General features: G+C 71.8%; 28 protein-coding genes and 1 pseudogene. 21 read left to right on the top strand and 8 right to left on the bottom strand.

Annotated features, from left to right (window positions below; genetic code table 11):
- Window positions 1–50: 50 nt before the first annotated feature.
- Window positions 51–989 carry an isoaspartyl peptidase/L-asparaginase gene (locus EXE47_RS00520; RefSeq protein ID WP_049930288.1) on the top strand — a complete coding sequence of 313 codons (939 nt, stop codon included), beginning with the start codon at window positions 51–53 and terminating at the stop codon, window positions 987–989.
- A 55-nt stretch (window positions 990–1,044) separates the two neighbouring features.
- On the opposite strand, the gene EXE47_RS00515 is transcribed toward EXE47_RS00520, so the two are convergent.
- On the bottom strand, window positions 1,045–1,560 hold the full coding sequence (locus EXE47_RS00515) for a hypothetical protein (RefSeq protein WP_086219228.1): 516 nt from the start codon (window positions 1,558–1,560) through the stop codon (window positions 1,045–1,047).
- Window positions 1,561–1,755: 195 nt separating this feature from the next.
- Between EXE47_RS00515 and cofD the strand changes: the two genes are divergently transcribed.
- From cofD to EXE47_RS00475, 8 genes and pseudogenes are all read left to right on the top strand, one after another.
- Window positions 1,756–2,808, top strand: a complete 1,053-nt coding sequence (gene cofD, locus EXE47_RS00510; RefSeq protein ID WP_049930284.1) for a 2-phospho-L-lactate transferase — start codon at window positions 1,756–1,758, stop codon at window positions 2,806–2,808.
- The gene (locus EXE47_RS00505; protein ID WP_086219230.1) at window positions 2,805–3,659 is read left to right on the top strand and encodes a tRNA-dihydrouridine synthase; all 855 of its coding nucleotides are present in this window, start codon (window positions 2,805–2,807) and stop codon (window positions 3,657–3,659) included. The genes cofD and EXE47_RS00505 overlap by 4 nt, the downstream gene beginning before the upstream one ends.
- A 47-nt stretch (window positions 3,660–3,706) precedes the next feature.
- Window positions 3,707–4,708: a triphosphoribosyl-dephospho-CoA synthase gene (locus EXE47_RS00500; protein WP_089308342.1), complete on the top strand. Its 1,002-nt coding sequence runs from the start codon at window positions 3,707–3,709 to the stop codon at window positions 4,706–4,708.
- Window positions 4,705–5,340, top strand: a complete 636-nt coding sequence (locus tag EXE47_RS00495) for a DUF447 domain-containing protein (RefSeq protein ID WP_089308343.1) — start codon at window positions 4,705–4,707, stop codon at window positions 5,338–5,340. The genes EXE47_RS00500 and EXE47_RS00495 overlap by 4 nt, the downstream gene beginning before the upstream one ends.
- Window positions 5,341–5,444: 104 nt before the next feature.
- Window positions 5,445–5,639: a 30S ribosomal protein S17e gene (locus EXE47_RS00490; protein ID WP_049930279.1), complete on the top strand. Its 195-nt coding sequence runs from the start codon at window positions 5,445–5,447 to the stop codon at window positions 5,637–5,639.
- Between the two features lie 83 nt (window positions 5,640–5,722).
- Window positions 5,723–6,957: pseudogene (locus EXE47_RS00485) on the top strand (tripartite tricarboxylate transporter permease).
- A 121-nt stretch (window positions 6,958–7,078) separates the two neighbouring features.
- Window positions 7,079–7,258: an HVO_2753 family zinc finger protein gene (locus EXE47_RS00480; RefSeq protein ID WP_049930276.1), complete on the top strand. Its 180-nt coding sequence runs from the start codon at window positions 7,079–7,081 to the stop codon at window positions 7,256–7,258.
- Between the two features lies 1 nt (window position 7,259).
- Window positions 7,260–7,526 carry an elongation factor 1-beta gene (locus tag EXE47_RS00475; protein ID WP_049930274.1) on the top strand — a complete coding sequence of 89 codons (267 nt, stop codon included), beginning with the start codon at window positions 7,260–7,262 and terminating at the stop codon, window positions 7,524–7,526.
- Window positions 7,527–7,624: 98 nt separating this feature from the next.
- On the opposite strand, the gene EXE47_RS00470 is transcribed toward EXE47_RS00475, so the two are convergent.
- Window positions 7,625–8,062, bottom strand: a complete 438-nt coding sequence (locus tag EXE47_RS00470; RefSeq protein WP_049930273.1) for a DUF5809 family protein — start codon at window positions 8,060–8,062, stop codon at window positions 7,625–7,627.
- 36 nt (window positions 8,063–8,098) lie between these two features.
- Window positions 8,099–8,554 (bottom strand): DUF5810 domain-containing protein, encoded by a 456-nt coding sequence (locus tag EXE47_RS00465; protein ID WP_049930271.1) that lies wholly within the window; start codon window positions 8,552–8,554, stop codon window positions 8,099–8,101.
- Window positions 8,555–8,736: 182 nt separating this feature from the next.
- Between EXE47_RS00465 and EXE47_RS00460 the strand changes: the two genes are divergently transcribed.
- Genes EXE47_RS00460 through EXE47_RS00440 form a run of 5 tightly spaced genes read left to right on the top strand, consistent with a single transcriptional unit; the run spans window position 8,737 to window position 11,905 of the window.
- A complete protein-coding gene (locus tag EXE47_RS00460; protein WP_049930268.1) occupies window positions 8,737–9,981 on the top strand; it encodes a translation initiation factor IF-2 subunit gamma in 1,245 nt (414 codons plus the stop codon).
- A 1-nt stretch (window position 9,982) separates the two neighbouring features.
- Window positions 9,983–10,444 carry a DUF188 domain-containing protein gene (locus EXE47_RS00455; RefSeq protein ID WP_049930267.1) on the top strand — a complete coding sequence of 154 codons (462 nt, stop codon included), beginning with the start codon at window positions 9,983–9,985 and terminating at the stop codon, window positions 10,442–10,444.
- Window positions 10,445–10,465: 21 nt separating this feature from the next.
- On the top strand, window positions 10,466–11,041 hold the full coding sequence (locus EXE47_RS00450) for a DNA-directed RNA polymerase (protein WP_006114408.1): 576 nt from the start codon (window positions 10,466–10,468) through the stop codon (window positions 11,039–11,041).
- Window positions 11,041–11,238 carry a transcription elongation factor subunit Spt4 gene (gene spt4, locus EXE47_RS00445; RefSeq protein ID WP_006114409.1) on the top strand — a complete coding sequence of 66 codons (198 nt, stop codon included), beginning with the start codon at window positions 11,041–11,043 and terminating at the stop codon, window positions 11,236–11,238. Before EXE47_RS00450 ends, spt4 begins: the two co-directional genes overlap by 1 nt.
- A 28-nt stretch (window positions 11,239–11,266) precedes the next feature.
- The gene (locus EXE47_RS00440) at window positions 11,267–11,905 is read left to right on the top strand and encodes a GTP-dependent dephospho-CoA kinase family protein (protein WP_049930264.1); all 639 of its coding nucleotides are present in this window, start codon (window positions 11,267–11,269) and stop codon (window positions 11,903–11,905) included.
- 32 nt (window positions 11,906–11,937) lie between these two features.
- Here EXE47_RS00440 and EXE47_RS00435 read toward each other — a convergent pair whose 3' ends face one another.
- Window positions 11,938–12,522, bottom strand: coding sequence for a hypothetical protein (locus EXE47_RS00435; protein WP_049930263.1), 585 nt, complete (start codon window positions 12,520–12,522; stop codon window positions 11,938–11,940).
- 149 nt (window positions 12,523–12,671) lie between these two features.
- Here EXE47_RS00435 and EXE47_RS00430 point away from each other — a divergent pair, with 149 nt between their 5' ends.
- From EXE47_RS00430 to EXE47_RS19160, 4 genes are all read left to right on the top strand, one after another.
- Window positions 12,672–12,977: a 30S ribosomal protein S24e gene (locus EXE47_RS00430; RefSeq protein WP_049930261.1), complete on the top strand. Its 306-nt coding sequence runs from the start codon at window positions 12,672–12,674 to the stop codon at window positions 12,975–12,977.
- A 9-nt stretch (window positions 12,978–12,986) separates the two neighbouring features.
- A complete protein-coding gene (locus tag EXE47_RS00425) occupies window positions 12,987–14,729 on the top strand; it encodes a bifunctional N(6)-L-threonylcarbamoyladenine synthase/serine/threonine protein kinase (protein WP_089308344.1) in 1,743 nt (580 codons plus the stop codon).
- A gap of 113 nt (window positions 14,730–14,842) precedes the next feature.
- Window positions 14,843–15,145, top strand: coding sequence for a DUF5808 domain-containing protein (locus EXE47_RS00420; protein WP_049930257.1), 303 nt, complete (start codon window positions 14,843–14,845; stop codon window positions 15,143–15,145).
- A 103-nt stretch (window positions 15,146–15,248) separates the two neighbouring features.
- On the top strand, window positions 15,249–15,383 hold the full coding sequence (locus tag EXE47_RS19160; RefSeq protein ID WP_004597316.1) for a hypothetical protein: 135 nt from the start codon (window positions 15,249–15,251) through the stop codon (window positions 15,381–15,383).
- Here EXE47_RS19160 and EXE47_RS00415 read toward each other — a convergent pair.
- From EXE47_RS00415 to pyrH, 4 genes are all read right to left on the bottom strand, one after another.
- A complete protein-coding gene (locus EXE47_RS00415) occupies window positions 15,367–16,278 on the bottom strand; it encodes a sensor histidine kinase KdpD (RefSeq protein WP_086219241.1) in 912 nt (303 codons plus the stop codon). The genes EXE47_RS19160 and EXE47_RS00415 overlap by 17 nt on opposite strands.
- Window positions 16,279–16,384: 106 nt before the next feature.
- A complete protein-coding gene (locus EXE47_RS00410; protein WP_049930252.1) occupies window positions 16,385–16,648 on the bottom strand; it encodes a hypothetical protein in 264 nt (87 codons plus the stop codon).
- Window positions 16,649–18,376, bottom strand: coding sequence for a lysine--tRNA ligase (lysS, locus tag EXE47_RS00405; protein WP_137707945.1), 1,728 nt, complete (start codon window positions 18,374–18,376; stop codon window positions 16,649–16,651).
- Complete coding sequence (gene pyrH / locus EXE47_RS00400; protein ID WP_089308346.1) at window positions 18,373–19,092, bottom strand: UMP kinase; 720 nt, start codon at window positions 19,090–19,092, stop codon at window positions 18,373–18,375. The genes lysS and pyrH overlap by 4 nt, the downstream gene beginning before the upstream one ends.
- Before the next feature lie 130 nt (window positions 19,093–19,222).
- On the opposite strand from pyrH, the gene EXE47_RS00395 reads away from it, so the two are divergent.
- From EXE47_RS00395 to EXE47_RS00385, 3 genes are all read left to right on the top strand, one after another.
- Window positions 19,223–20,080 (top strand): molybdopterin synthase, encoded by an 858-nt coding sequence (locus tag EXE47_RS00395; protein WP_137707944.1) that lies wholly within the window; start codon window positions 19,223–19,225, stop codon window positions 20,078–20,080.
- Window positions 20,081–20,436: 356 nt separating this feature from the next.
- Window positions 20,437–20,697 carry a hypothetical protein gene (locus EXE47_RS00390; protein WP_049930246.1) on the top strand — a complete coding sequence of 87 codons (261 nt, stop codon included), beginning with the start codon at window positions 20,437–20,439 and terminating at the stop codon, window positions 20,695–20,697.
- 196 nt (window positions 20,698–20,893) lie between these two features.
- Window positions 20,894–22,042 (top strand): site-2 protease family protein, encoded by a 1,149-nt coding sequence (locus tag EXE47_RS00385; protein WP_049930244.1) that lies wholly within the window; start codon window positions 20,894–20,896, stop codon window positions 22,040–22,042.
- The last annotated feature ends 7 nt before the right edge of the window (window positions 22,043–22,049 follow it).

The raw sequence follows: 22,049 nt of genomic DNA, 5'->3' as shown, positions 1-22,049 counted from the left end.
GTCGCCGCCGGCTTCCGGACGCTTATGTGGCCGCCGCGGGAGCCTCCGGTATGCGAGTCATCGTTCACGGCGGCGCCGGCGGCGCCCCGGACGACCCGGAGCCCAGGCAGGCGGTCCTCGACGAGGCGGCCGCGCGCGGCGCCGACGCCGCGACGCCGCTCGACGCGGTGGAGTCGGCAGTCGCCGTCCTCGAATCGGACCCCCGGTTCAACGCGGGCGTCGGCGGCGCGGTCCAGTCCGACGGCGTCGTCCGCACCGACGCGGGCGTGATGACCTCGGACCGCGAGATCGGCGCGGCCTGCTCGATGCCGGGCGTCGAACACGCGGCGAGCGTCGCCCGGATCGTCCGTGACGAGACGCCGCACGTCTTCGTCTCGGGTGAACACGCCGTCGAACTCGCGGCGGAGTTCGGCGTCGAGACGGGCGCCGCCCTGCTCACCGACGAGACGCGGGAGCGATACGAGGCGGAGGACCCGCCGCGGGGCGGCCCGCGGGAGCACCTCGACTGGCTCGCGTCGCGGTTCGGGTCGGGCGACGATCGGGCCGGCGAGCGGCCGGACGACGGCGACGGGACGGGGGTCGAGGCGTCGGGCCGCGCCTCCGATCACGACACCGTCGGCGCGGTCGCGACCGACGGGGAGCGCGTCGCGGCGGTCACCTCGACCGGCGGGCGGTCGTTCGCGCTCGCGGGGCGCGTCGGCGACGTGCCGCAGGTCGGCTCCGGCTTCTTTTGTACCGAGGCCGGCGGGGCGAGCGCGACGGGCGCCGGCGAAGACATCGCGCGGGTGACGCTCTCGCGACGAGCGGTCGGCCACCTCGATGACGGCCTCGGGGCGCAGGAGGCGGCGGACCGGGCGATCGCGGAGTTCGAGGAGCTGACCGGGTCGGGGGCGGGCGTCATCGTCCTCGACCCGACCGCGGCGGGCGCAGACGCGGCCGGGAGCGCGTTCAACACCGAGGGGATGCAGACGAGCGTCGCACACGAATAGCCGCCGGCGAGTCCGGCGCGGCGAGGCGGCGTCCCGGCCGGGCGACGGACCCGCGCTATTCGAGGGCGGTCGCGAGCTTTCGGTTGCGGTTCGTCGTGGGAACGTCGGAGTCGATGAGCTGTCCGCAGGCGTCGACGAACCCGGCGTGACCGACCTCGCCGCAGAGGACGTGGGTTTCCGCCTCGGTGTTGACGTAGACGTCGATCACGTCGCGGTCCGAGTGAGAGAGGAAGTCGCGGGTCGTGTTCCAGCCGCCGACCGCGAACAGCCCGAGGAACGCCGCGAACGCGATCTCGGGGCGGGTCTCGACGCGTCCGGTGTACACCAGCCCGATAGCGCCGACGGTGAGGACGAGCGAGAGGACGAGGAAGAACAGTCCGAGGAACGTGTGCCGGTGGAGGCTCGTGTCCCGCTCGAACTCGACGCTTGTGATATCGCGGACCGGGATCGAGACGGGTTCGTCCGCGGACGGCCGACGGTAGGTGAGTTCCCCGTCGGACGCAGAAAACGAGACCGTGTTTTCTCCGTCGATGATATATTCATCGAGGTGTGCTTCGGTCGTGAAATTCATGAGGGGACAGGACGGTGTCGAGACGGTTCTTTCGGTTCGTCTGATATGTAGCTTTCGACACCTATTGGCGGCTTTCAGCGCCTCCGTCGACTGCCCCCGCGACGGTGACTCGAGGGGACCGCCACTGGTAGCACCGGTCGTACCTCGTCGCCCGCGGAGGCGAGGATACAAGCCCGACCGTCGCCTTGCGCCGGTATGGTAACCTTCCTCGCCGGGGGGACGGGCACGCCGAAGCTCCTCGACGGCGCGGCCCGGGTGTTCGATCCGTCCGAGACCGCGGTCGTCGCCAACACCGGCGACGACGTCGAGATCGGCGGTCACCTCGTCTGCCCCGACGTCGACACCGTGCTGTTCGCGGGCGGCGGCGTCCTCGACCGCGAGACGTGGTGGGGGATCGACGGCGACACGACCGCGACCCACGAGGAGCTCTCCCGCCTCGCGAGCGCCGCGGGCGACGCGCTCGACGGCGAGCCGGGGACCCCGCGCTACCTCGACGACGCGACGCAGACCGCTGGCCGCGAGATCGCCCGCTGGCGGCGGTTCTCCGCGGTCGGCGAGTTCATGGAGATCGGCGACCGCGACCGCGCGGTCCACCTCACGCGCACGGGCCTGCTCGACGAGGGGAAGTCGCTCACCGAGGCGGTCCGCGTCCTCGCCGCGGCGTTCGACCTCGACGTCGACCTCCTCCCGATGTCCGACGACGCGGTGGCGACGCTGGTCCACACCGAGGGCGGCGAGACCATCCACTTCCAGGAGTACTGGGTCGCGCGCCGCGCCGAGCCCGCGGTCGCCGACGTGGAGTTCCGGGGGGCGGCCGACGCGGAACCGACCGACGCCGCGCTGGCGGCGCTCGCCGACCCGGTCGTGATCGGCCCCTCGAACCCGGTGACGAGCCTCGGCCCGATGCTGGCGCTCCCCGGGTTCGAGCGCGCGCTCCGCGAGACGCCCGTGGTCGCCGTCTCGCCGTTCGTCGGCGACGAGGTGTTCTCCGGCCCGGCCGCGGAGCTGATGGCGGGCGTCGGCCGCGAGCCCTCGACAGCGGGGGTGGCCGAAGCGTACCCCTTCGCGGACGCGTTCGTCCTCGACGACGACGACCCGACCGACCTCGATCGGCACGTCGAGCGCACCGACACGGAGATCGACGGCGTCGACGACGCCGAGCGCGTCGCCCGGGCCTGCGAACGAGCGCTGACGGCGGTCGCCGGCGGCGCGGCGGACGCGGGGGCGCCGCGGGAGGGGGCGGAGTGACCCGGCGCGCCGACGCGGCCGGAGCGTCCGCGGGCGACGATCCGTTCCTCGTCGCCGCGAGCCTCAGCGGCGCGGCCGACAGCGAGTGGGCCCGCGCTGCGGCCGAGCACGTCGACGCCGCGCTACTCGGCGGGGTCGCGCTCGATCCCGCCAGTCGGGCGGCCGCCCGCGATCTCGTCGCGCGCGGGCGATCGGAGTTCCTCCCGACCGACCCGCTCGGGTTCGTCGCCGACCAGATCGACGCGCTCGCCGAGGTTCCGGTCCGGCCGGGGGTCAACGTCCGGAGCGCGGCGCCGGAGCCGGTCCGGGAGGCCGCGCGGATCTGCGCCGACCGCGGCGCGGTCTGCGAGGTCAACGCCCACTGTCGGCAGCCCGAACTCCGCGCGGTCGGCTGCGGCGAGTCGCTGCTCCGCGATCCGGCCCGGTTGACGCGGTACGTCGCCGCCGCGAGCGGGACGGGCGCGACGACGAGCGTGAAGGTCCGCGCCGAGGTGCCCGGGGTCGACCTCGTCGCCGTCGCGGAGCGCGTCGCGAGCGCGGGCGCGGACTGGCTCCACGTCGACGCGATGGACTCGGAGGCGGTGATCGCGGACCTCGCAGCGGCGGTCGACGCGGCATCCGGGGGCGGAGACCGCCTCGCCGACCTGACAGTCGTCGCCAACAACGGCGTCCGAGGCCGCGAGACGGTCGCCGAATACGCCGCGCACGGGGCCGACGCGGTGAGCGCGGGGCGCCCGACGGAGGACCCGCCGGTCCTCGCGCGCGTCGCGGACGCTGTCGATGAGTGGCGGGCGGGATCGCTGCGGGAGCGCGCCGGCGAAGCGGATCCCGGGCCGGAGGTGCGGCCGTGAGCGGTGACGAGCGCCCGACAGGAGATGCGACGAAACCGGCGGGAGACGTGACGCCGAGCGGGGCGACGGACCCCGTCGACGACGCGACGCTCGCGCTCCTGGTGGAGGTGGCCGGCACGCCGAAGCCCGGGAACGTGGACCGCCGCCGCGACCTCGACGACCTCCGGTTCGAGGCGTTCCTCGGCGGCGCGGTCGGCGCCCGGCCGGGGCTCGAACTGGCTGCCGAGACCGACGGCGGCGTCGCCGAGCGGCCCGCGGTCGGCGCGGCCTTCGAGCGGGCCGTGGAGGGGATGGCCGCACGCGCCGGCACGAACACCCAGTTCGGCTGTCTCCTGCTGCTCGTCCCGCTGGTGCGGGCGGCTGCGGACCCCGACCGCGACCTCTCCCCCGCCGGCGTGGACGCGGTCTGTCGGTCGACGACCGTCGACGACGCGGTCGCGTTCTACCGGGTGTTCGAGGTCGTCGACGTCGCGGTCGACGACCCGCCGGAGGGCGCGGCCGACCTCGACGTGCGCCGCGGGGGCGCCGCCGAGCCCGCGCTCCGCGAGCGCGAGGCGACGCTTCGGGACGTGCTCGCGCTGTCAGCGGACCCGGTCGACGCTGGGGCGGCGGGCGGCTCGGCCGCCTCTGACCGCGTCCCGGACCGCAACGCGGCGGAGTGGGTCGAGGGGTTCCCGCGGACGTTCCGCGCGGCCGAGTGGATCCTGACGGACGAGGGGCCGCTGGCCGACCGGGCGGCGCGGGCGTTCCTCGGGCTGCTCGCCGCGGAGCCGGACACCCTCGTCGCGTCGACTCGGGGGGCGGAGACGGCCCGCGAGGCGAGCGCGCGGGCGAGAGAGATCCTGTATCCGGACGGCAGCGACCCGAGCGACCCCGTCGGAGACGTCTCCGCGGTCGACGCCGAGGCCGTTCACGGCGCCGACCTCGACGCCGCGGAGTCGCTGGCGGCGGCGTTCGTCGCCGAGGGGATCAACCCCGGCACGACCGCCGACCTCACCTGCGCGGCGCTGTTCGTCGCGCTCCGGCGCGGCGCGGAGGTGGCGCCGTGAGCGATGGAGCGCCGGACGGGGGGCCCGTCGGCGTAGCCCCGGACGGGTGGCCGGTGCCGCTCCGGGGCGTCACGGAGTCGGTGGTGACGACGCGCGGGCCGAACGACCGGTGGAACGTCGCTGCGCTCGGAGTTCACGCCCCGGACGAGCCGGACGAGCCGGTCACCGCGCGCACCTACGGCCGCACCCGGACGTGGCGGAACTTCGCCGAGCGCGGGGGCGGCGTGGTCCAGTTCACCGTCGACCCGCGGACGTTCGTCGACGCGGCGCTGACGGTCCGGGAGACGGACGACCCCGTCCTCCCGAGCGCCGACGCGTGGGTCGAGGTGCGCGCGGAGGAGGTCGCGGCCGAGGCCGAGGGCGAGACCACGATCCGGACGTGGGAGCTGTCGCCGGTCGAGTCGGCGGTCGTCGCCGAGCGCGTTCCCACCGTCAACCGGGGGTTCGGCGCGGTCGTCGACGCGACGGTGGCCGCCTCGCGGCTGGACGTGCCGTCGTTCGACACGGCCGAGCTGCTCGACCGGCTCCGCTACTTCGCCGACGTGGTGGAGCGCTGCGGCGGGCCGGCCGAGCGCGAGGCGTTCGATCGCATCGACGAGGCGACCGGGTGGCGCGAGCGCGACGGCGAGTGACGGGGCGGGAGCGACCGAGGCTCGCTTCGGCCGCCGGGAGCGCGCCTCGCGGCCGCTCGCGGCGGAACGAACCCTTTTAGTTCGGGCCGCCGGTACCGCTCGGTATGGCCATCAAACCCAAGTACATCAAACAGCTCGGGAACCTCCTGCTGGAGCAGTATCCCGACTCGTTCAACGCGGACTTCGAGACGAACAAGGAGAGCGTCACGGCGCTGACGACCGTCGAGTCGAAGGGCGTCCGTAACCGGATCGCCGGCTACGTCACCCAGAAGAAGTCGCAGGCGGCGCAGAACGCGTAACCGCTCGGTTCGAATCGTCCGGTTCTGCCGACGGGTCCGACCGTCCGACCGCTTAAGTCCGGAGCCGCGGCCACGCCGCCTCGATGGACGCGCTCGTGCGGCCGACGGTCGACCCGGCGTTCGCGGCCGGGGCGCTCGCCTTCCTCCTCGCCGGGGTCGCGCTCGGGACCGCGAGCGGGCTGGTCCCGGGGCTCCACGCCAACAACTTCGCGCTGCTCTTGGCCGGGTTCGCGCCGTCGGTACCCGCCGATCCGCTGTTCGTCGGGGTCGCGATGCTCGGCGCCGGCGTCGTCCACTCGTTCCTCGACATCGTCCCCGCGCTCGCGCTGGGCGTCCCCGACGCCGCGACCGCAGTCGCCGCGCTTCCCGGTCATCGGTTGGTGATCGCGGGGCGGGGGAGAGAGGCGGTCCGCCTCTCCGCCGTCGGCTCCGGGCTGGCGGTCGCGCTCGCGGTGCCGCTGGCGGTCCCGATCACGTGGCTCATGATCCGGTGGTACCCGACGCTGCGGGCGCACCTCCCGCTGCTGCTCGGCGCCGTCGTCGTCGCGCTCGTCCTGACGGAGTCGTCGCGGCGGGCGGCGGTCGGCGGACTCGTCGCCTTCCTCGCGAGCGCCGCGCTCGGCCTCGCGACGCTCGACGCCGACCCCGCGGCCCCGCTGTCGACCGGCGGCGTCCTCGCGCCGCTCTTCGCCGGGCTGTTCGGCGTTCCGGTCCTCGTCGACGCGCTCGGCGGCGACGGCGTCCCGCCGCAGGCCGACCCGCAGATCGCGATGGACGCGCGCGACCTCGGAACGAGCGCCGGTGCCGGCTCGCTCGCCGGCGCGGTGGTCGGCTACGTGCCGGGCGTGTCGGCAGCCATCGCCGCCGTGGCCGCGATGCCGGCGGTGCCCTCCGAGTCGGTCGACCGCGGGTTCGTGGTGGCGACGAGCGGCGCGAACACCGCGAACACGATCTTTGCGCTGTTCGCGCTGGTCGCGCTCGGGACGCCGCGCACGGGCGTGACCGTGGCGATCGACCGCGCCGGCGTGCCGTTCGCGCTCCCGTTGCTGCTCGTCGCGGCCGCGACCGCGGCGTGTTTCGGGTTCGCGCTGGTCGTGCTCGTCGGCGACCCGTACCTCCGGACGTCGGGAACGCCGACTACACCCGGCTCTCTGTCGGCGTGTTGGGGCTGCTCGCGCTCGTTTCGTACGCGTTCGCCGGGGCGTTCGGCGTCGGCGTCCTGATCGTCGCCGGCGCGCTGGGGCTCGCCCCGCCCCGGGTCGGCGCGCGGCGCGTCCACCTGATGGGCGTGTTGATCGGACCGCTGATCGCCGGGTGAGACGTCGCGGAGACCGCGGCGGGACGCGGCGGATCGCCCGAGCAGCGGCACGGTACCGTCACGCACGGAGGGTTCCGAGGCAAAGAACAACGGTTAAAAGTCGCGGCCGGTAGGTACGTGTATGAGCCAGAGCGACTCTCAAGCCACCCCGCAGTGCGTCTCCTGTGGGATTCAGGTGTCCGGGATGAACGCCGCGCAGTTCTCCTGCCCGGACTGCGGCGCCACCATCTACCGGTGCGCGAAGTGCCGGAAGCAGAGCAACCTCTACGAGTGCCACGACTGCGGCTTCCGGGGGCCCTGAGATGGGCGACGTCGCCGCCAAGATCAAGGTCATGCCGAACAGCCCCGAGGTCGACCTCGACGAGCTACAGGACCGGCTGGAGGAGGTCCTCCCCGAGGGCGCGAAGATCCGCGGCTTCGAGCGCGACGACGTCGCGTTCGGGCTGGTCGCGCTCCTGCCGACCGTCATCGTCCCCGACGGCGCCGGCGGCACCGAGGCCGTCGAGGAGGCGTTCTCGCAGGTCGAGGACGTCGAGTCCGTCAACGTCGAGAACGTCGGTCGCCTGTAAGGCCGGGGCCGCCGTTCGGACGGCACCCGCGGTCCGGTTTTTGCGGTTTCCGTTCCGCTCGGAGAGCCGCCGCTCCGGCGTTCGTGTCGGTCGGCCGATTACCGCCCCGACTCGTAGAACTCCTCGCGGTACACGCGCCCGAAGGCGTTGCGCCGGAGGGTGCTGGCCGCCGCGTCCGGCTCCTCTTGGTACGTCGCCGCGACGACGGTGTCCGCGAAGGGAATCGGGTGCCAGACGACGTTGTCGACGCTGTCGGAGCCGATCCGTACGACCGCGTCCTCGTCGAACTCGCTGTCGGCGAGCCACGCGTCGAACTCGTCGCCCTCGCCGACGTGGACCGCGAGCAGCTCGGCGAACGTCGCGTCGCGGGCGGTTCGGATCACCTCAGGGGTGACGCGCTCGTCGTACTCATCGGCGCCGAACGACATCGCCTTCGTCGCCTCGCGGACGACCACCTGCGCGACCGGACCGACCTCCTCGTACCGTTCGAGCGCCTCGGCGCGCGTCTGGGGGGCGAACGTGCCTCTGGTCTCCATGGACACGATTGACCGGGGGCGGGCAAGGGCGTTCCGCTACGCGTCGGGGTCGGGGTCGGCGGAATCGGACTCCTCATCGGCGTCGTCTGCGGCCGCGTTTCTGGTCATCTCGCGCGCCTCGCGGAGCGCTTCGGCGACCGCTGGGTCGTCGACGGCGTCGGGATCCGGGACGCCGGCCCCGGAAGCGGGGTCGGCGTGGCCGTGGTCGTGAGCGTGGTCTGAGGGAGCCGCGTCCCCGCCCGACCCCATTCCGACGTCCGGGCGGCCTCGGGGGACCGTGTCCTCGAACACCTCGTCGTACTCGGCGTCGTCGGCGTGCGGCGTCACCTCGGCCGCGAGTTCCGCCGGTTCGCGGTCGCTCCAGTCGTCGACGCGTTCGTCGAGCCACGCCTCGTGGTCGCCGCCGTGGAGCATCGCCGTGAACGCGAGGTGATGCGCGAGGTGTTCGCCGTCGCGCTGCGGGGTGTCGCAGACGGGGCACGCGTATCCCATGTCGGTCGAAGATTCGCGGGTGAGCCGTAAAGCCGCGTCGAAGGTGGAGCGCCCCGCGCCGAACGGCGACCGCTCGCGACCTCGCCCCGGGTCGTCGCGCGCGCTGACGCCACTATAACAGCAACTTTATCACTCGCACGGGGCGAAATTCGCATAAGACTACTCCGTTAGGAGGTCCAACAGTGACTGAAGCCAACACACAACCGGAGGTGAACATCGGTCTCGTCGGTCACGTCGACCACGGGAAGACGACGCTCGTACAGGCGTTGTCCGGCTCGTGGACCGACCAGCACAGCGAGGAGATGAAACGCGGCATCTCGATTCGGCTGGGGTACGCGGACGCGACGTTCCGGCGCTGCCCCGGCGTCGACGAGCCCGAGTGTTACACCGTCGACGAGGAGTGCGAGGACGGCTCCGAGAGCGAACCGATCCGAACGGTGTCGTTCGTCGACGCGCCGGGCCACGAGACGCTGATGGCGACGATGCTCTCGGGCGCGTCGATCATGGACGGGGCGGTCCTAGTCGTGAGCGCGACCGAGGACGTCCCGCAGGCCCAGACGGAAGAGCACCTGATGGCGCTCGATCTCATCGGGATCGAGAACATCGTCATCGCGCAGAACAAGGTCGACCTGGTGAGCCGCGACCGCGCCGTCGACAACTACGAGCAGATCCAGGAGTTCGTCGAGGGAACCGTCGCGGAGGACGCGCCGATCGTCCCCGTCTCGGCCCAGCAGGAGGTCAACCTCGACCTACTCATCGACGCGGTCGAGTCCGAGATCCCGACGCCGGACCGCGACCCGGGCGAGAGCGCCCGGATGTACGCCGCCCGCTCGTTCGACATCAACCGCCCCGGCGCGACCGCCGAGGACCTGAAGGGCGGCGTCGTCGGCGGATCGCTCGTCAGCGGCGAGCTGTCGGTCGGCGACGGGCTGGAGATCCGACCGGGGCGCGAGGTGGACGAGGAAGGCCAGACGGAGTGGCGGCCGCTGGAGACGACCGTCCGGTCGCTCCAAGCCGGCAACCGCGACGTCGACACCGCCCACCCGGGCGGCCTCCTCGGCGTCGGCACCGGGCTCGACCCGAGCCTGACGAAGGGCGACGCCCTCGCCGGCCAGGTCGCCGGCGAGCCGGGGACGCTCCCCCCGACCCGCGAGGAGTTCGAGATGACGGTCGACCTGCTCGAGCGCGTCGTCGGCAAGGAGGACGACGAGAGCGGCGAGAGCGACATCGAGGAGATCAGCACCGGCGAGCCCCTGATGCTCACGGTCGGTACCGCGACGACGGTCGGCGCGGTGACGAGCGCGCGCGACGGTGAGTGCGAGGTGAGCCTCAAGCGGCCCGTCTGCGCCGAGGAGGGCGCGCAGATCGCGATCAACCGGCGCGTCGGCGCGCGCTGGCGGCTCATCGGCGTCGGAACGCTCACGTAGCGTGGCCGACGACGCCCCCGCAGACGGTCCCGACGCGACGCCCGCGGACGACGACCGCGCAGAGGGGCTCGGGGGAAGCGGCGTTCCCGTCGTCGCGCTCGACGCGAGCGCGCTGATGGCGCCGGTCGAGGCCGACCTGCGGCTGTTCGAGGAGTTGGATCGGCTCCTCGGCGGCTACGAGACCGTGGTGCCGGCGGCGGTCCTGGCGGAGCTCGACGGGCTTCAGGCCGGGAACGGCGCGGAGGCGACCGCGGCGAGCGTGGGCGCGGACCTCGCGGAGCGGGCGGAGGCGGTGGAGACGGACGAATCGTACGCCGACGACGCGCTCGTCGCCTTGGCCGCGGCCGGCCGGGTCGACGCCGTCGTCACCAACGACGGCCCCCTCGCGAAACGGGTGCTGGCGGCGGACGCACCAGTAATCGGTTTAAGGGGTCGGAACACACTGGCGATAACGGAACCCTAGCGGCCGCGGACAACCAACAACATGTACAAACGAGTTCGACTCAAGGACACGGTCGAGGTCCCGCCGAAGCACTTGGCGGACGTCACCGACGAGCGGGTGAAAGCCCTGCTTCAGGACAAGCTGGAAGGACGGATGGACGAGGACGTCGGCAGCGTCGTGAGCGTCATCGAGGTTCACGACATCGGCGAGGGGGCGGTGTTACACAACCGGCCCGGCGTCTACTACGAGGCGGAGTTCGACGCGCTCACCTACGACCCCGACATGCAGGAGGTCGCCGACGGAACCGTCGTCGAGACGGTCGAGTTCGGCGCCTTCGTCGGGATCGGACCGGTGGACGGGCTGCTCCACGTCTCGCAGATCACCGACGAGTACCTCACGTTCGACGGCGCGAACCAGCAGCTCGCCTCGTCGGACTCCGACAAGACGCTCGGGGTCGACGACGCGGTGCGCGTCCGCGTCGTCACCAAGAGCATCGACGAGCGCAACCCCCGGGACTCGAAGATCGGGCTCACGGCGAAACAGCCCGGCCTCGGGAAGCACGACTGGCTCGAAGGGCAGCGGAAGCACCGCGAACAGACCGGTGAGGAGGCCGACTGATGGCCGAGGACCGCCTGGCGTGCCGGGAGTGTCACCACGTCAACGACCCGGACGCTCAGACCTGCGCGCTCTGCGGGTCGTCGTCGCTGACGGAGGACTGGGCGGGCTACGTCATCATCACCAAGCCCGAGGACAGCGATATCGCCGAGGAGATGAACGTCTCCGAGGCGGGCGCGTACGCGCTCAAGGTGCGGTGACCCAACGCCGCGCCGCCGGACGAAGCCGATGAGCGACCCACTTCTCACCCTCCCCGAATCGCTCCGCGACGCTTTCAAGGAGCCGCTGGGACCGGTGACGACGGACGCCGGCGCGCTCTTGGAGGCCGTCGACGAGGCCCGCGAGCGACGCGGCTCGTCCGCGGGGGGACCGCCGCAGCTGATCGCGGTCGGCGACGTGGTCACCTACCACCTCCGAGAGGCCGGCCGCGTCCCGGACGTGGCGTTGGTCGACGGGAAGACGGAGCGCGAGGCGGTCCGCGAGGAGATCGAGACCGCGCTCGCGGCGACGGAGGAGCGGCGGATCGCGGTCGAAAACCCGGCCGCGGCGCTGTCAGCGGCGCTGCTCGACGCGCTCGCCGAGGCGCTCGCGGCGGACGAGCCGGTGACGATCGAAGTGACCGGCGAGGAGGACCTGGCGGCGCTGCCGGCGATGCTCGCGGCCCCGCTCGGGTCCACCGTCGTCTACGGACAGCCCGGCGAGGGGATGGTCCGCGTCGCGGTCACGCCCGAAGCCCGGCGACGGGCTCGGGAACTGTTCGAGGGGCTCGCCGGCGACACTGCGGCCGGCTACGACGCCCTCGGCGTCGAGCTGAGTGAGAGCGACGATGGTGGCCCGGACGGGAGAGATCCGACGGATCCGGCGTGACGGCCGCCCGAGCGACGCGGCCTCGACCGGCATCACTCGCCGTCGACCGCGACGACGGTCGCCGTGAGGACCCCGAGACCGGCGATCAGTCCGGCCGCCGTCGCTAGCAGGGGCGTCGTCGGAATCGCTCCCATAGAGAGGTACGGCTCGACGCCGTTGCGGCGGAGCGCTTCGAGGGCCTCGACGCCCCAGTGCCCGCTCGCCAGCAGGACCAAGCCGACGCCGACGCCGAGTCCGCCGGTGACGAAGCCGATCCCGGTCAGCGCGTCCTCGAGGGCGAGGAACGTCCAGACCTGGTCGTCGCTCGGTTCGGGACCGCGCGCGAGCCGGCGCTGGAGCGCGACGAGCCCGAGGCCGGCTCCGCCGGCGGCGACCGTCCCCGCCAACACGACTGCCACGACGCCGAGGTGGGCGGCGAGCGGCGGCCCAGAGAAGTTCGCCTCGCGGACGGCCGGGGGGAGGGTCGCGACGAGCGGGCCCGTCAGTGCCCCGAAGAGAGCCAGCGTCCCGCAGATCCGGGCCTTTCGGACGGGTGACAGCGGGACGACGACGTTCGCCGCCCGAGTGAGTTCGTACTGCGACCGGTCGGTAGGGTCGAATCGGGTGTCGTCTGACATCCGCGTGGTAACGGTACGCACGCACCGGAGGGGGGAAACCCTGACGCCGAACAGTGTGTCTCGTCGGCGGTCGGTCCGGAGTTCGGCGGCGACACCCCCGCTTCGAAATCCTTTTACAGCTTTCGAGGGGATATACGCCTAACTGAACCATGGACGTCGATATCATCTCCGAGGAGGAGAACCCGATGCTGCACCGCACGGACATCCGTTTCGAGACGACCCACGAGGAGGCCACGCCCTCCCGACTGTCGGTCCGCGACTCGCTGGCGGCGAAGCTCGACAAGGACTCCGAGGAGGTCGTCGTCCACGAGCTCGACACGAAGTTCGGCATGCGCAAGACGGTCGGCTACGCGAAGGTGTACGACTCCGCGGCCGACGCGCTGGATGTCGAGCAGGACCATATGCTCGAGCGCAACAAGATCGGCGGCGACGAGGCGGACGCCGAGGAAGCGTAACTCCGCCGGATGCGCGTTCTCGGCATCGAGGGTACCGCGTGGTGCGCGAGCGCCGCGCTGTACGACGCCGAGGCCGACTCAGTTCTCATCGAATCAGACCCATATGAGCCGGATAGCGGCGGCATTCACCCGCGCGAGGCCGCCGAACACATGTCGGAGGCGATCCCGGAGGTGGTCGATAGCGTCCTGACCGCCGCCGAGGAGCGACACGGTCCGGACGCGGTCGACGCGGTCGCCTTCTCTCGCGGCCCCGGGCTCGGTCCCTGCCTCCGGATCGTCGGGACCGCGGCGCGGTCGCTCGCCGGGACGCTCGGCGTCCCGCTCATCGGCGTCAACCACATGGTGGCGCACCTCGAGATCGGTCGCCACCGCTCCGGCTTCGACAACCCGGTCTGTCTGAACGCCTCCGGCGCGAACGCGCACCTGCTCGGTTACCACGACGGGCGGTACCGGGTCCTCGGCGAGACGATGGACGCCGGGGTGGGCAACGCGATAGACAAGTTCACGCGCCACGTCGGGTGGAGCCACCCCGGCGGACCGAAGGTGGAGTCGGCGGCCGCCGAGTTCGCGACGGGCGCGGGCGAGGTCGGCAGCGAAGGGGAAGGGGCCGGAGGCGAGGAGGGGTCGGCCGCCGAGACCGACCTCCTCGATCTCCCCTACGTGGTCAAGGGGATGGACTTCTCGTTTTCGGGGATCAGCTCGGCCGCCAACGACGCCGCGGACAGCGGCGTCCCCGTCGAGGAGATCTGCTTTTCGCTCCAGGAGCACGTGTTCGCGATGCTGACGGAGGTCTCGGAGCGCGCGCTGTCGCTGACCGGCGCGGACGAGCTCGTGTTGGGCGGCGGCGTCGCACAGAACGACCGGCTGCGGGAGATGTTGGCGACGATGTGCGAGGCCCGCGGCGCCGACTTCCACGCGCCGGAACCGCGATTCCTCAGGGACAACGCCGGGATGATCGCCGTGTTGGGCGCGAAGATGGCCGCCGCCGGGGACACCGTCCCGATCGCGGAGTCCGCGGTCGACCCGAGCTTCCGGCCGGATCAGGTGCCGGTGACGTGGCGAGACGGGGAGTCGGTCGCGCGCGGACGCGGGGGGGCCGAGTCGCGAAGCGCGGCGCGCGACGCGGAGGCGGACCGCCGCGGCGCGGAGGCGACCGTGACGGTCGAGGGGACGGACGGCGACCGGCGCGTGGTCAAGCGACGGGTGCCGAAGTCGTACCGACACCCCGAACTCGACCGGACGATCAGGCGCGACCGGACCGTCGCGGAGGCCCGGCTGACGAGCGAGGCGCGGCGCGCCGGCGTGTCGACGCCGCTCGTGTACGACGTCGACCTCGCGGAGGCGACGTTGACGCTCCAGCACGTCGGGGAGCGCGACCTCGCGGCCGCCCTCGACGAGGGGACGGCGGAGGCCGTCGGTCGCCACCTCGCGCGGCTCCACGGCGCCGAGATGGTCCACGGCGACCCGACGACGCGGAACGTTCGGGTGTCGAAGCGCGGCGAGCGCACGGAACGCGACGGGCGGTCGAGCCCGCCGCCCGAGACGTACCTCATCGACTTCGGGCTCGGCTACCACACGGGCCACGTCGAGGACCACGCGATGGACCTCCACGTGTTCGAGGGATCGGTCCGAGCGACCGCGACGGAACCCGGCCCGTTGCTAGCGGCGTTCGAGAGCGGGTACGAGGCCGTCGGCGACGAAGCGGTCCTCGACCGACTCCGAGACGTGGCGGACCGCGGCCGCTACCGGTGACGAACCGCCGGCTCGGCCGGGGTCAGAGCCCTGACCGGCGACGGCCGCAGCGCCGTTCCGATCGGCGCGCCGGGTCGCCACGATTTATGGTGTCGGCCGACAGATAGACTCATATGGCAGACAAACCGTCTTCGGGAGAGGTTCTCGGGATCCCGTACAACTTCGAGCGACCGAGCCTCGGTCGGCTGCTCTCGTCGTACTGGCAGCCCGGCAAGGGGATGCTCGTCGAGAAGCCGTTCGGCATCGGCTACACGCTGAACCTCGCCAACTGGCGGTCGTGGATCGTCCTCGCGGTCGCCGGCGGGCTCTACTACCAGCAGCAGCAGTCCGGCGGCGCCGACCTGTCCGGCGGTTCCGACGAGGACGCCGCCGACGACGGCGACGGACCGGTCGAAGTGATCGTCGACGACGACTGACGCCGTGCGCGACGGCGGGTGAGAGACGGCACCGCGATCACCGGTTTTCACCGCTGATTCCGCGTCGGTTTCTTTTAAATATCAGCAGGATGAAGGAGAGGTAATGAAAGTCCAGTTCGAGTGCTCGTGTTCGGAGGAGATCTCCGAGTTCACCCGCGGCGAGACGAGCCGGGGAGTCCACGTCGAATGCGGGAACTGCGGCGCGGTGTACGCCGTGACGATCACCGAGTTGGAGTAGCGGGCGGCGACGCGGACTCGAATCGGAGCCGGACTGTCGTACCGTCGTCGGTCGCGTCGAACCGGACGGTTCCCCCCTGCGTCTCGCACATCCACTTGACGAGCCACAGCCCGATGCTGCTCGCGTGCGAGAGCGGCGTCTCCTCTTCCGCCTGTAAGACCTCACGCTCGTCGGGGGGAATCCCCGGGCCGTTGTCGATGACCTCCAGACAGGTGGTCGTCCCGTTCTCGCGGATCGTCGCCGTCACGCGGCGCGTCGCGCCGTCGTTGTGGGTGACCGCGTTCTCGAACACCTCGCGGATCGGGAACTCGACGGTGTCGTCCGCGCGGATCCACGCCTCAGAGGGGGTCTCGACGGTGAGCGCGGCGCCGTCGGCGTCGACGACGTCGAGCGCCTCGTGGACCGCGGCGACGAGGTCGACGCGGCCGTCCGGTCGCTCGGGCGACGCGTCCTCGATGACGCGGAGCTTCTCGCTTATCTCGACGATGTCGTCGGTCGTCTCCCGGACCGTCTCCAAGCACTCTCGACTCCGCTCGTCGTCGATCCGGTCGGCCAGCAGGTCGGTGTACCCCCGGATCACGTTGAGATCGTTGCGGACGTTGTGCCGAAACACACGACTCAGAACCTGTATCTGCTGGTTAGAGGTTTCGAGGTTTCGGCGCGCGGTCTCCGCCCGTTGGCGGTGGTGCGTGACCGCTCCGTAGAGGAGCCCGCCGGACCCGGCGACGAGCAGCCAGTCCCCGACGAGACGCGTCGGCGTCCACCCGCCCGCGACCCCAATCGTCGACGCGACGGCGAGGTCGACCGCGACCGCGGACGCCGCCGCGATACACAGGTACGCCGCCGTGAGGGCGGTCGCCGACCGCCCGTGGAGTAGGTCCGGAATATATTTCATTTATATCTAGTTTAACTCCAAACGAATTTTCCGTTCACGGAACACCTTGACGGCCGACGGCTTAAGTTTTGACCGCCGGTCAGGGAGGCGACCGGCGGCGGCGCGGTCACCACGAGGCGCAGTCAGGACAGACGAAGGCGTCGTCGTCGCGCCAGCGGCGGTCGACACGCTCGCCGCACCGGTCGCACTCGGCGCCGTCGGCGTGCCACGTCGAGGTGGCGGTCGCGGGAGCGGCGTCGGTCGCGGGAGCGGCGTCGGTCGCCTCGTCGGGGTCGACGCCGTCACCTTCCGCGTCGTCCGGAGCGCTCTCCGCGGACTCGTCGCCGTCGTCGTCCGCGGCGAAGTCGTCGAGCGAGCGGTCCTCGGTCATCTACGCCTCCCGTCGGAGCCGGTCGACGACGTAGTCGCGCTCCAGCTCGCCGAGGAACTCCCCGAGCCGCGGCCCTTGCGTGTCGTCGAAGAAGAGGCGGTAGCCCGCCGCGAAGAACTCGCTCACCTCGATGTCGTGGTCGCGCGCAGTCTCGTACATCGCCCCTTGGATCTCCTCCCCGTCGTGGCCGGCCGCGACGAAGTCGGCGAGGTCGTCGAGCGCGGCCGCGACGTCTCCGTCGAACTCGACCGCGGGGAGGTCGGTCTGGAGCCGGTAGTCGTACTCGTTCCCCGTCCGCTCGGCCCAGTTCCGCGCCTGCTCGACGCGGGCGAGCGCAGCGTCGACGATGTCGGCGTCGGCGTCGTCCGGGATATGGCCCTCGTCGCGGGCGAGGCGCTCGCGGAAGTCGGGGTCGTCGACCATGCCGAGCACCGCCGCGAACGTGTACGGGAGCCGGATCGGCTTCTCCGCCGGCGGGTCGTCGGGCCGGCCGACGACGAACGGGTAGGCGCGCTCGGCGAAGGCGACCAGATCCGGGTCGTCGACCTCGCCGAAGTAGGCGCGCTCGAACCGGTCGAAGCGGTCGACCAGTTGGTCGAGCCGCTCAATGTCGAGGTCGCGGGCCTTCTTCGGGTGGAGCGCGAAGAAGTAGCGCAACACCTCGGGCTCGATCAGCTCCAGGAGCTCTTGGACCGTGACGACGTTGCCCTCGGAGGAGGAGAACGCGTCGCCGTTGAGCGTGAACCACTCGTACACCATCGGCACGGGCGGCTCCTCGCCGAAGACGTTCCGCGCGACGTCGACGCCGGAGGGCCACGACCCCTCCGCGTGGTCCTTACCGAACGGCTCGAAGTCGACGCCGAGGACGCCCCACTGCGCGGGCCACTCCAACCGCCACGGGAGCTTTCCATCGCGGAACGTCGCGGTGCCCTCGTGGCCGCACCCCTCGATCGTGTTGCCGCCGGCGTCCATGTCGGTACAGACGTAGTCGACGGTCTCGGCCTCTGCGTCGATCGCCGTCACCGTCTCCGTGACCTTGCCGCACTCCGCACAGACCGGGTTGAACGGGACGTACTCGTCGTCAACTTTGTCCTGATACGGGGAGAGCACCTCGCGGACGCGCTCGACGTCGGCGAGTACCGTCCGAATCGCCTCGTCGAAGTCGCCGTCGGCGTACAGATCGGTGTTCGAGAGCATCTCGACCGGGACGTTCAGGCGGTCGGCGTCGGCCTTGAGCAGGCCCGCGAAGTGGGCCGCGTACGACTCGGCCTCGCCGAACGGGTCCGGGATCTCGGTGTACGGCTTCCCGAGGTTGCGGCCGAGCGCGCCCGCGTCGACCTCGCCGAGCCCGACGATCTCGCCGTCCGCGTTCGCCAGCTTGCGCGGGACCTTCCGCAGCGGGTCCTTGTCGTCGGAGGTGAACACCTGCCGGACCTCGTGGCCGCGGTCGCGGAGCACCTCGGCGACGAAGTAGCCGCGCATGATCTCGTTGAAGTTCCCGAGGTGCGCGACGCCGGACGGCGAGACACCGCCCTTGATCACGATCGGCTCGTCGGGGTCGCGGGCCTCGACCTCGTCGGCGACGACGTCGGCCCAGAAGGCGTGGAAGGTCTCGGTCGACTCCTCGGCGGCGTCCTCGCCGTCGTCGAGGGCGGACCCCCCGGAGAGGATGTGCGGGGAGTCGTCGGGGGCGGCGGACGCGTCGTCGGAGGCGTCGTCCGCGCTCATCGTGCCTCCGTCCAGCGGCTCGGTTCGCCGGCGCCCGGGGGGACCACGTCCGTTCCGGTGTGATCGCCGCGCAGCACGGCGTCGACGACGGCGCTCGGGTCGGTCCCGTCGAGCACGATCGACCGGAGTTCGGCCCGGTCGATCAGCTTCGCCGCGAGGAGGTCGACGGGGGCGGACGCGCCGGCGTCGCGGCTCATCGGGAGGACGACCTCGACGAGCTCGGCCGGCGACAGCTCCGCGAACTGCGCCGCGTCGGGGTCGGCGTTGGGGTCGGCGTCGTACACCCCGTCGGCGCTCGTCGCGTACACGAGCAGGTCGGCGTCGACGGACTCGGCGAACGCGGCGGCGACCGCGTCGGTCGTCTGCCCCGGCGTGACGCCGCCCATCACCGACACCTCGTCGCGGCGGAGGGCCGCCGCCGCCTCCTCGGTGTCGACCGCGGGCGCGAGGCTCGCGCGCTCGCCGAGGGCGGCGATCAGCAGCCGGGCGTTGAGCCGGGTCGTCCCGATCCCGAGCCGGTCGAGCTCGACCTCGTTGCCCCCGATCTCGCGGGCCGTCTCGATGTACTCGCGGGCGACGCCGCCGCCGCCGACGACGACCCCGACCTCGCAGCCGTCGGTGACCAGCCGTTCGATCGCCTCGGCGTACGCGGCCACGCGCTCGGGGTCGAGGTCGGGCGCGAGCACGCTCCCGCCGACAGAAACGACGATTCTCATTGCCGAGGAGTACCCCTGTCGCAGTCTTAAGGATTGTCAAGCCCGGACGCGGTGGAAGCGGCCCCGAGCCCGATCCGGCCCGACGCGTCGGGCGGGAAACGCCTAAATCGGTCGCGGCCCGCTCTCGGGTATGCGACCGATATCGATCGTCGGCGACGGGGCGGCGACGCTGGCCCGGCGGCTCGCGGACCGACTCGACGGGCGAGTCGCCGTCGTGGAGCGCGACGACGACCCGAACGGCGCCCCCGAGAGCGACTCGACACGGAGCGACCCGGCCGCGGACGGGGGGGTCGTCGGTCCGGCGCAGCGCTCGGGCGCGGACACCGCCGTCGCGTTCGACGCAGACGGGAACTGGCGCGGTCGGGGGAGCGTCGAGGGGTTCGACGACCTGCTCGACGGGCTCGCCCCCGACCACGACTACCTGCTGGCGGTCGGCGAGCCGCGGTTGCGCGTGCCCGCGGTCCTCCTCGGGTCCGACCCGGACCCGGAGCGCGTGCCGGGGACGGTCGTCGTGAGCGCGACCGCCCCCGACAGGGTCGACCTCGGCGACGTCGTCGCCGACCTCGACAGCGCGGAGCCGTGGATCACCCGTGAGACGCTGGTGCGCCGCGCCGAGGCGTCGCCGGACGCGGACCGGGCGGGGGCGATAGCGACGTTCACCGGCCGCGTGCGCGCCCGCGACGGCCCGGACGACGACCGGACGACGCACCTCGCGTTCGAGAAGTACGACGGGGTCGCCGAGGATCGGATGGCCGCCATCGCGGAGGAGCTAGCGGCCCGCGATGGGGTCTTCGACGTGCGGATGCACCACCGCACCGGCGTGATCGAGGCGGGTGAGGACATCGTCTTCGTGGTCGTGCTGGCCGGGCACCGCGGGGAGGCGTTCCGGACGGTCGAAGACGGGATCGACCGGCTGAAAGACGAGGTGCCGATCTTCAAGAAAGAGGCGACGGAGTCGGAGACGTTCTGGGTCCACCGCCGGGACTGACCGGCGCGCGGCGTCGCCGCTTCCGGTTTCGTCGCGGCCGCGATCGGTCCCAAGAGGTCGTCTCGGCGGTCGCGGGGAGGACGCGCGAGCGCGCCGAGACCGAGAATACGCGGCGCTTTTTGTTTCTTTCCGGCCGTCGGACCGGACGGCGGCGAGTTACTCGCGTACCGAGTCAGCGACGGAGAAACGTGTTCAAAACGGGTTGTAAAATTTCTAGCGTGTTCTAGAAGCGTTGTAAAGAGTCCGTCAGACACGTTTTACCCCGGCGAGTTCGGTGAAACGCCCTGAAACCCCCTGAACGTCGCCCAACGGTGATGCCTTTATAACACCCTCCGGGAGCAAGGGTGAGGTGTACTATGAGCGCGACTGCGAACCCCTCCACGAACGCGAGCGCGAACGACGACCGCAGCAAGGAAGAGCGGCTGAAGCAGTACCTGCTCGACCGCGCCCAAGACGGCGAGATGTACTTCAAGGGGAAGTTCATCTCCGACGACGTCGACCTCTCGCCGAAGGAGATCGGCGCCCTGATGGTGAAGCTCCGCGACTCGGCGACGGAGCTCACCGTCGAGAAGTGGTCGTACACGGGCGCGACGACCTGGCGCGTCGAACCCGCCTGAGGGACGCGCTCCGCCGACCGACGAACGCAGTACCGCTCCGAGGCGCACTCGGTTCACGAACCGGTCCCCGTCCCGCGCTTTTCTGACCGCGAGCGCGTCCGCGTCGAGTTCCGCCAGCCCACGCGCCGCGCCGTGTCTGCGGTACCCGTGCCCGCCGACGCGGGGTTTATACTCGCCGACCAGCTACGACCCCACGATGCCAGAACACGAGGACGCGGCGACGGCCGGCGACGGCGCGCCGCGTCCGGAGCCGCTCCGGACGTTCTTTCGGATCGACGAGGTCCGCCGCGAGGACGGTCGCGTGCGATACCGCGGCGAGTCGTACGTCCCGGAGCGGACGCTGTTGCGCAAGCTGACCCCCCACTTTCGAGAGGCGGGGTACGAGGTCGACGTGGAGGTCGTCGACGGCGGCCACGTCGTCGTCGCGACGCCGTTCGACCGCGGCCGGGACGGGATCCCGTGGGTGAACGTCGCCATGTTCGCGGCCACGCTGCTGTCGACGCTGTTCGTCGGCGCGTACGGCTGGTACTACGTGCCGCTCGCGGAGATCCAGTCGAACCCCCTGACGCTGCTCCGGGCGTGGCCGTTCACGGCCGCCGTTCTCGGGGTGTTGATGACCCACGAACTCGGCCACTACGCCGCCGGTCGCTACCACGGCGTCCCCGTCTCGTTGCCGTACGTTATCCCCTTCATCTTCCCGTTCGGCACGCTCGGCGCGGTGATCCGCATCCGCGGCCGGATGCCGTCGCGGAAGGTCCTCTTTGATATCGGCGCGGCGGGACCGATCGCGGGGCTGTTCGCGACCGTCGTCGTGACCGCGATCGGCCTCTCGCTCGACCCGATCCAGGTGCCGGCGGAGCTCGCGAACTCGTCGGGCGCGGTGATCCGGTTCAACAACCCGCCACTCTTGGACTTCATCGCCGGCGCCCTCGGCCAGCCGACGAGCTACGGCGACCCGCGGCTCACCGCCCACCCCGTGGTGATCGGCGGGTGGGTCGGGATGTTCTTCACCGTCCTGAACCTCCTCCCGGTCGGCCAACTCGACGGCGGCCACATGGTCCGGGCGATGCTCGGGCCGCGACAGGAGACGGTGGCGGCGCTCGTCCCCGGCGCGCTGTTCGCCATCGCCGCCTACCTCTACTTCTGGCGGGGGCTCGGCCTGAACGAGTCGGTGGGTCTGTGGGCGTTCTGGGGCGTGTTCGCGACGGTCATCGCGTTCAACGGACCCGCGAATCCGGCCGACGAGGACGGACTGGGGCTGCCGCGGATCGCGGTCGGGGCCGTCACGTTCGCCGTCGGCGCGCTCTGTTTCCTCCTCGTCCCGATTCAAGTCATCGGCGCGTGACACCGCG

It is taken from the genome of Halorubrum sp. GN12_10-3_MGM (assembly GCF_005435235.1).
Lineage (GTDB): Archaea > Halobacteriota > Halobacteria > Halobacteriales > Haloferacaceae > Halorubrum > Halorubrum ezzemoulense.
Note: the sequence above shows the minus strand (reverse complement) of the source record. Positions and strands in the feature narration are given on the sequence as shown.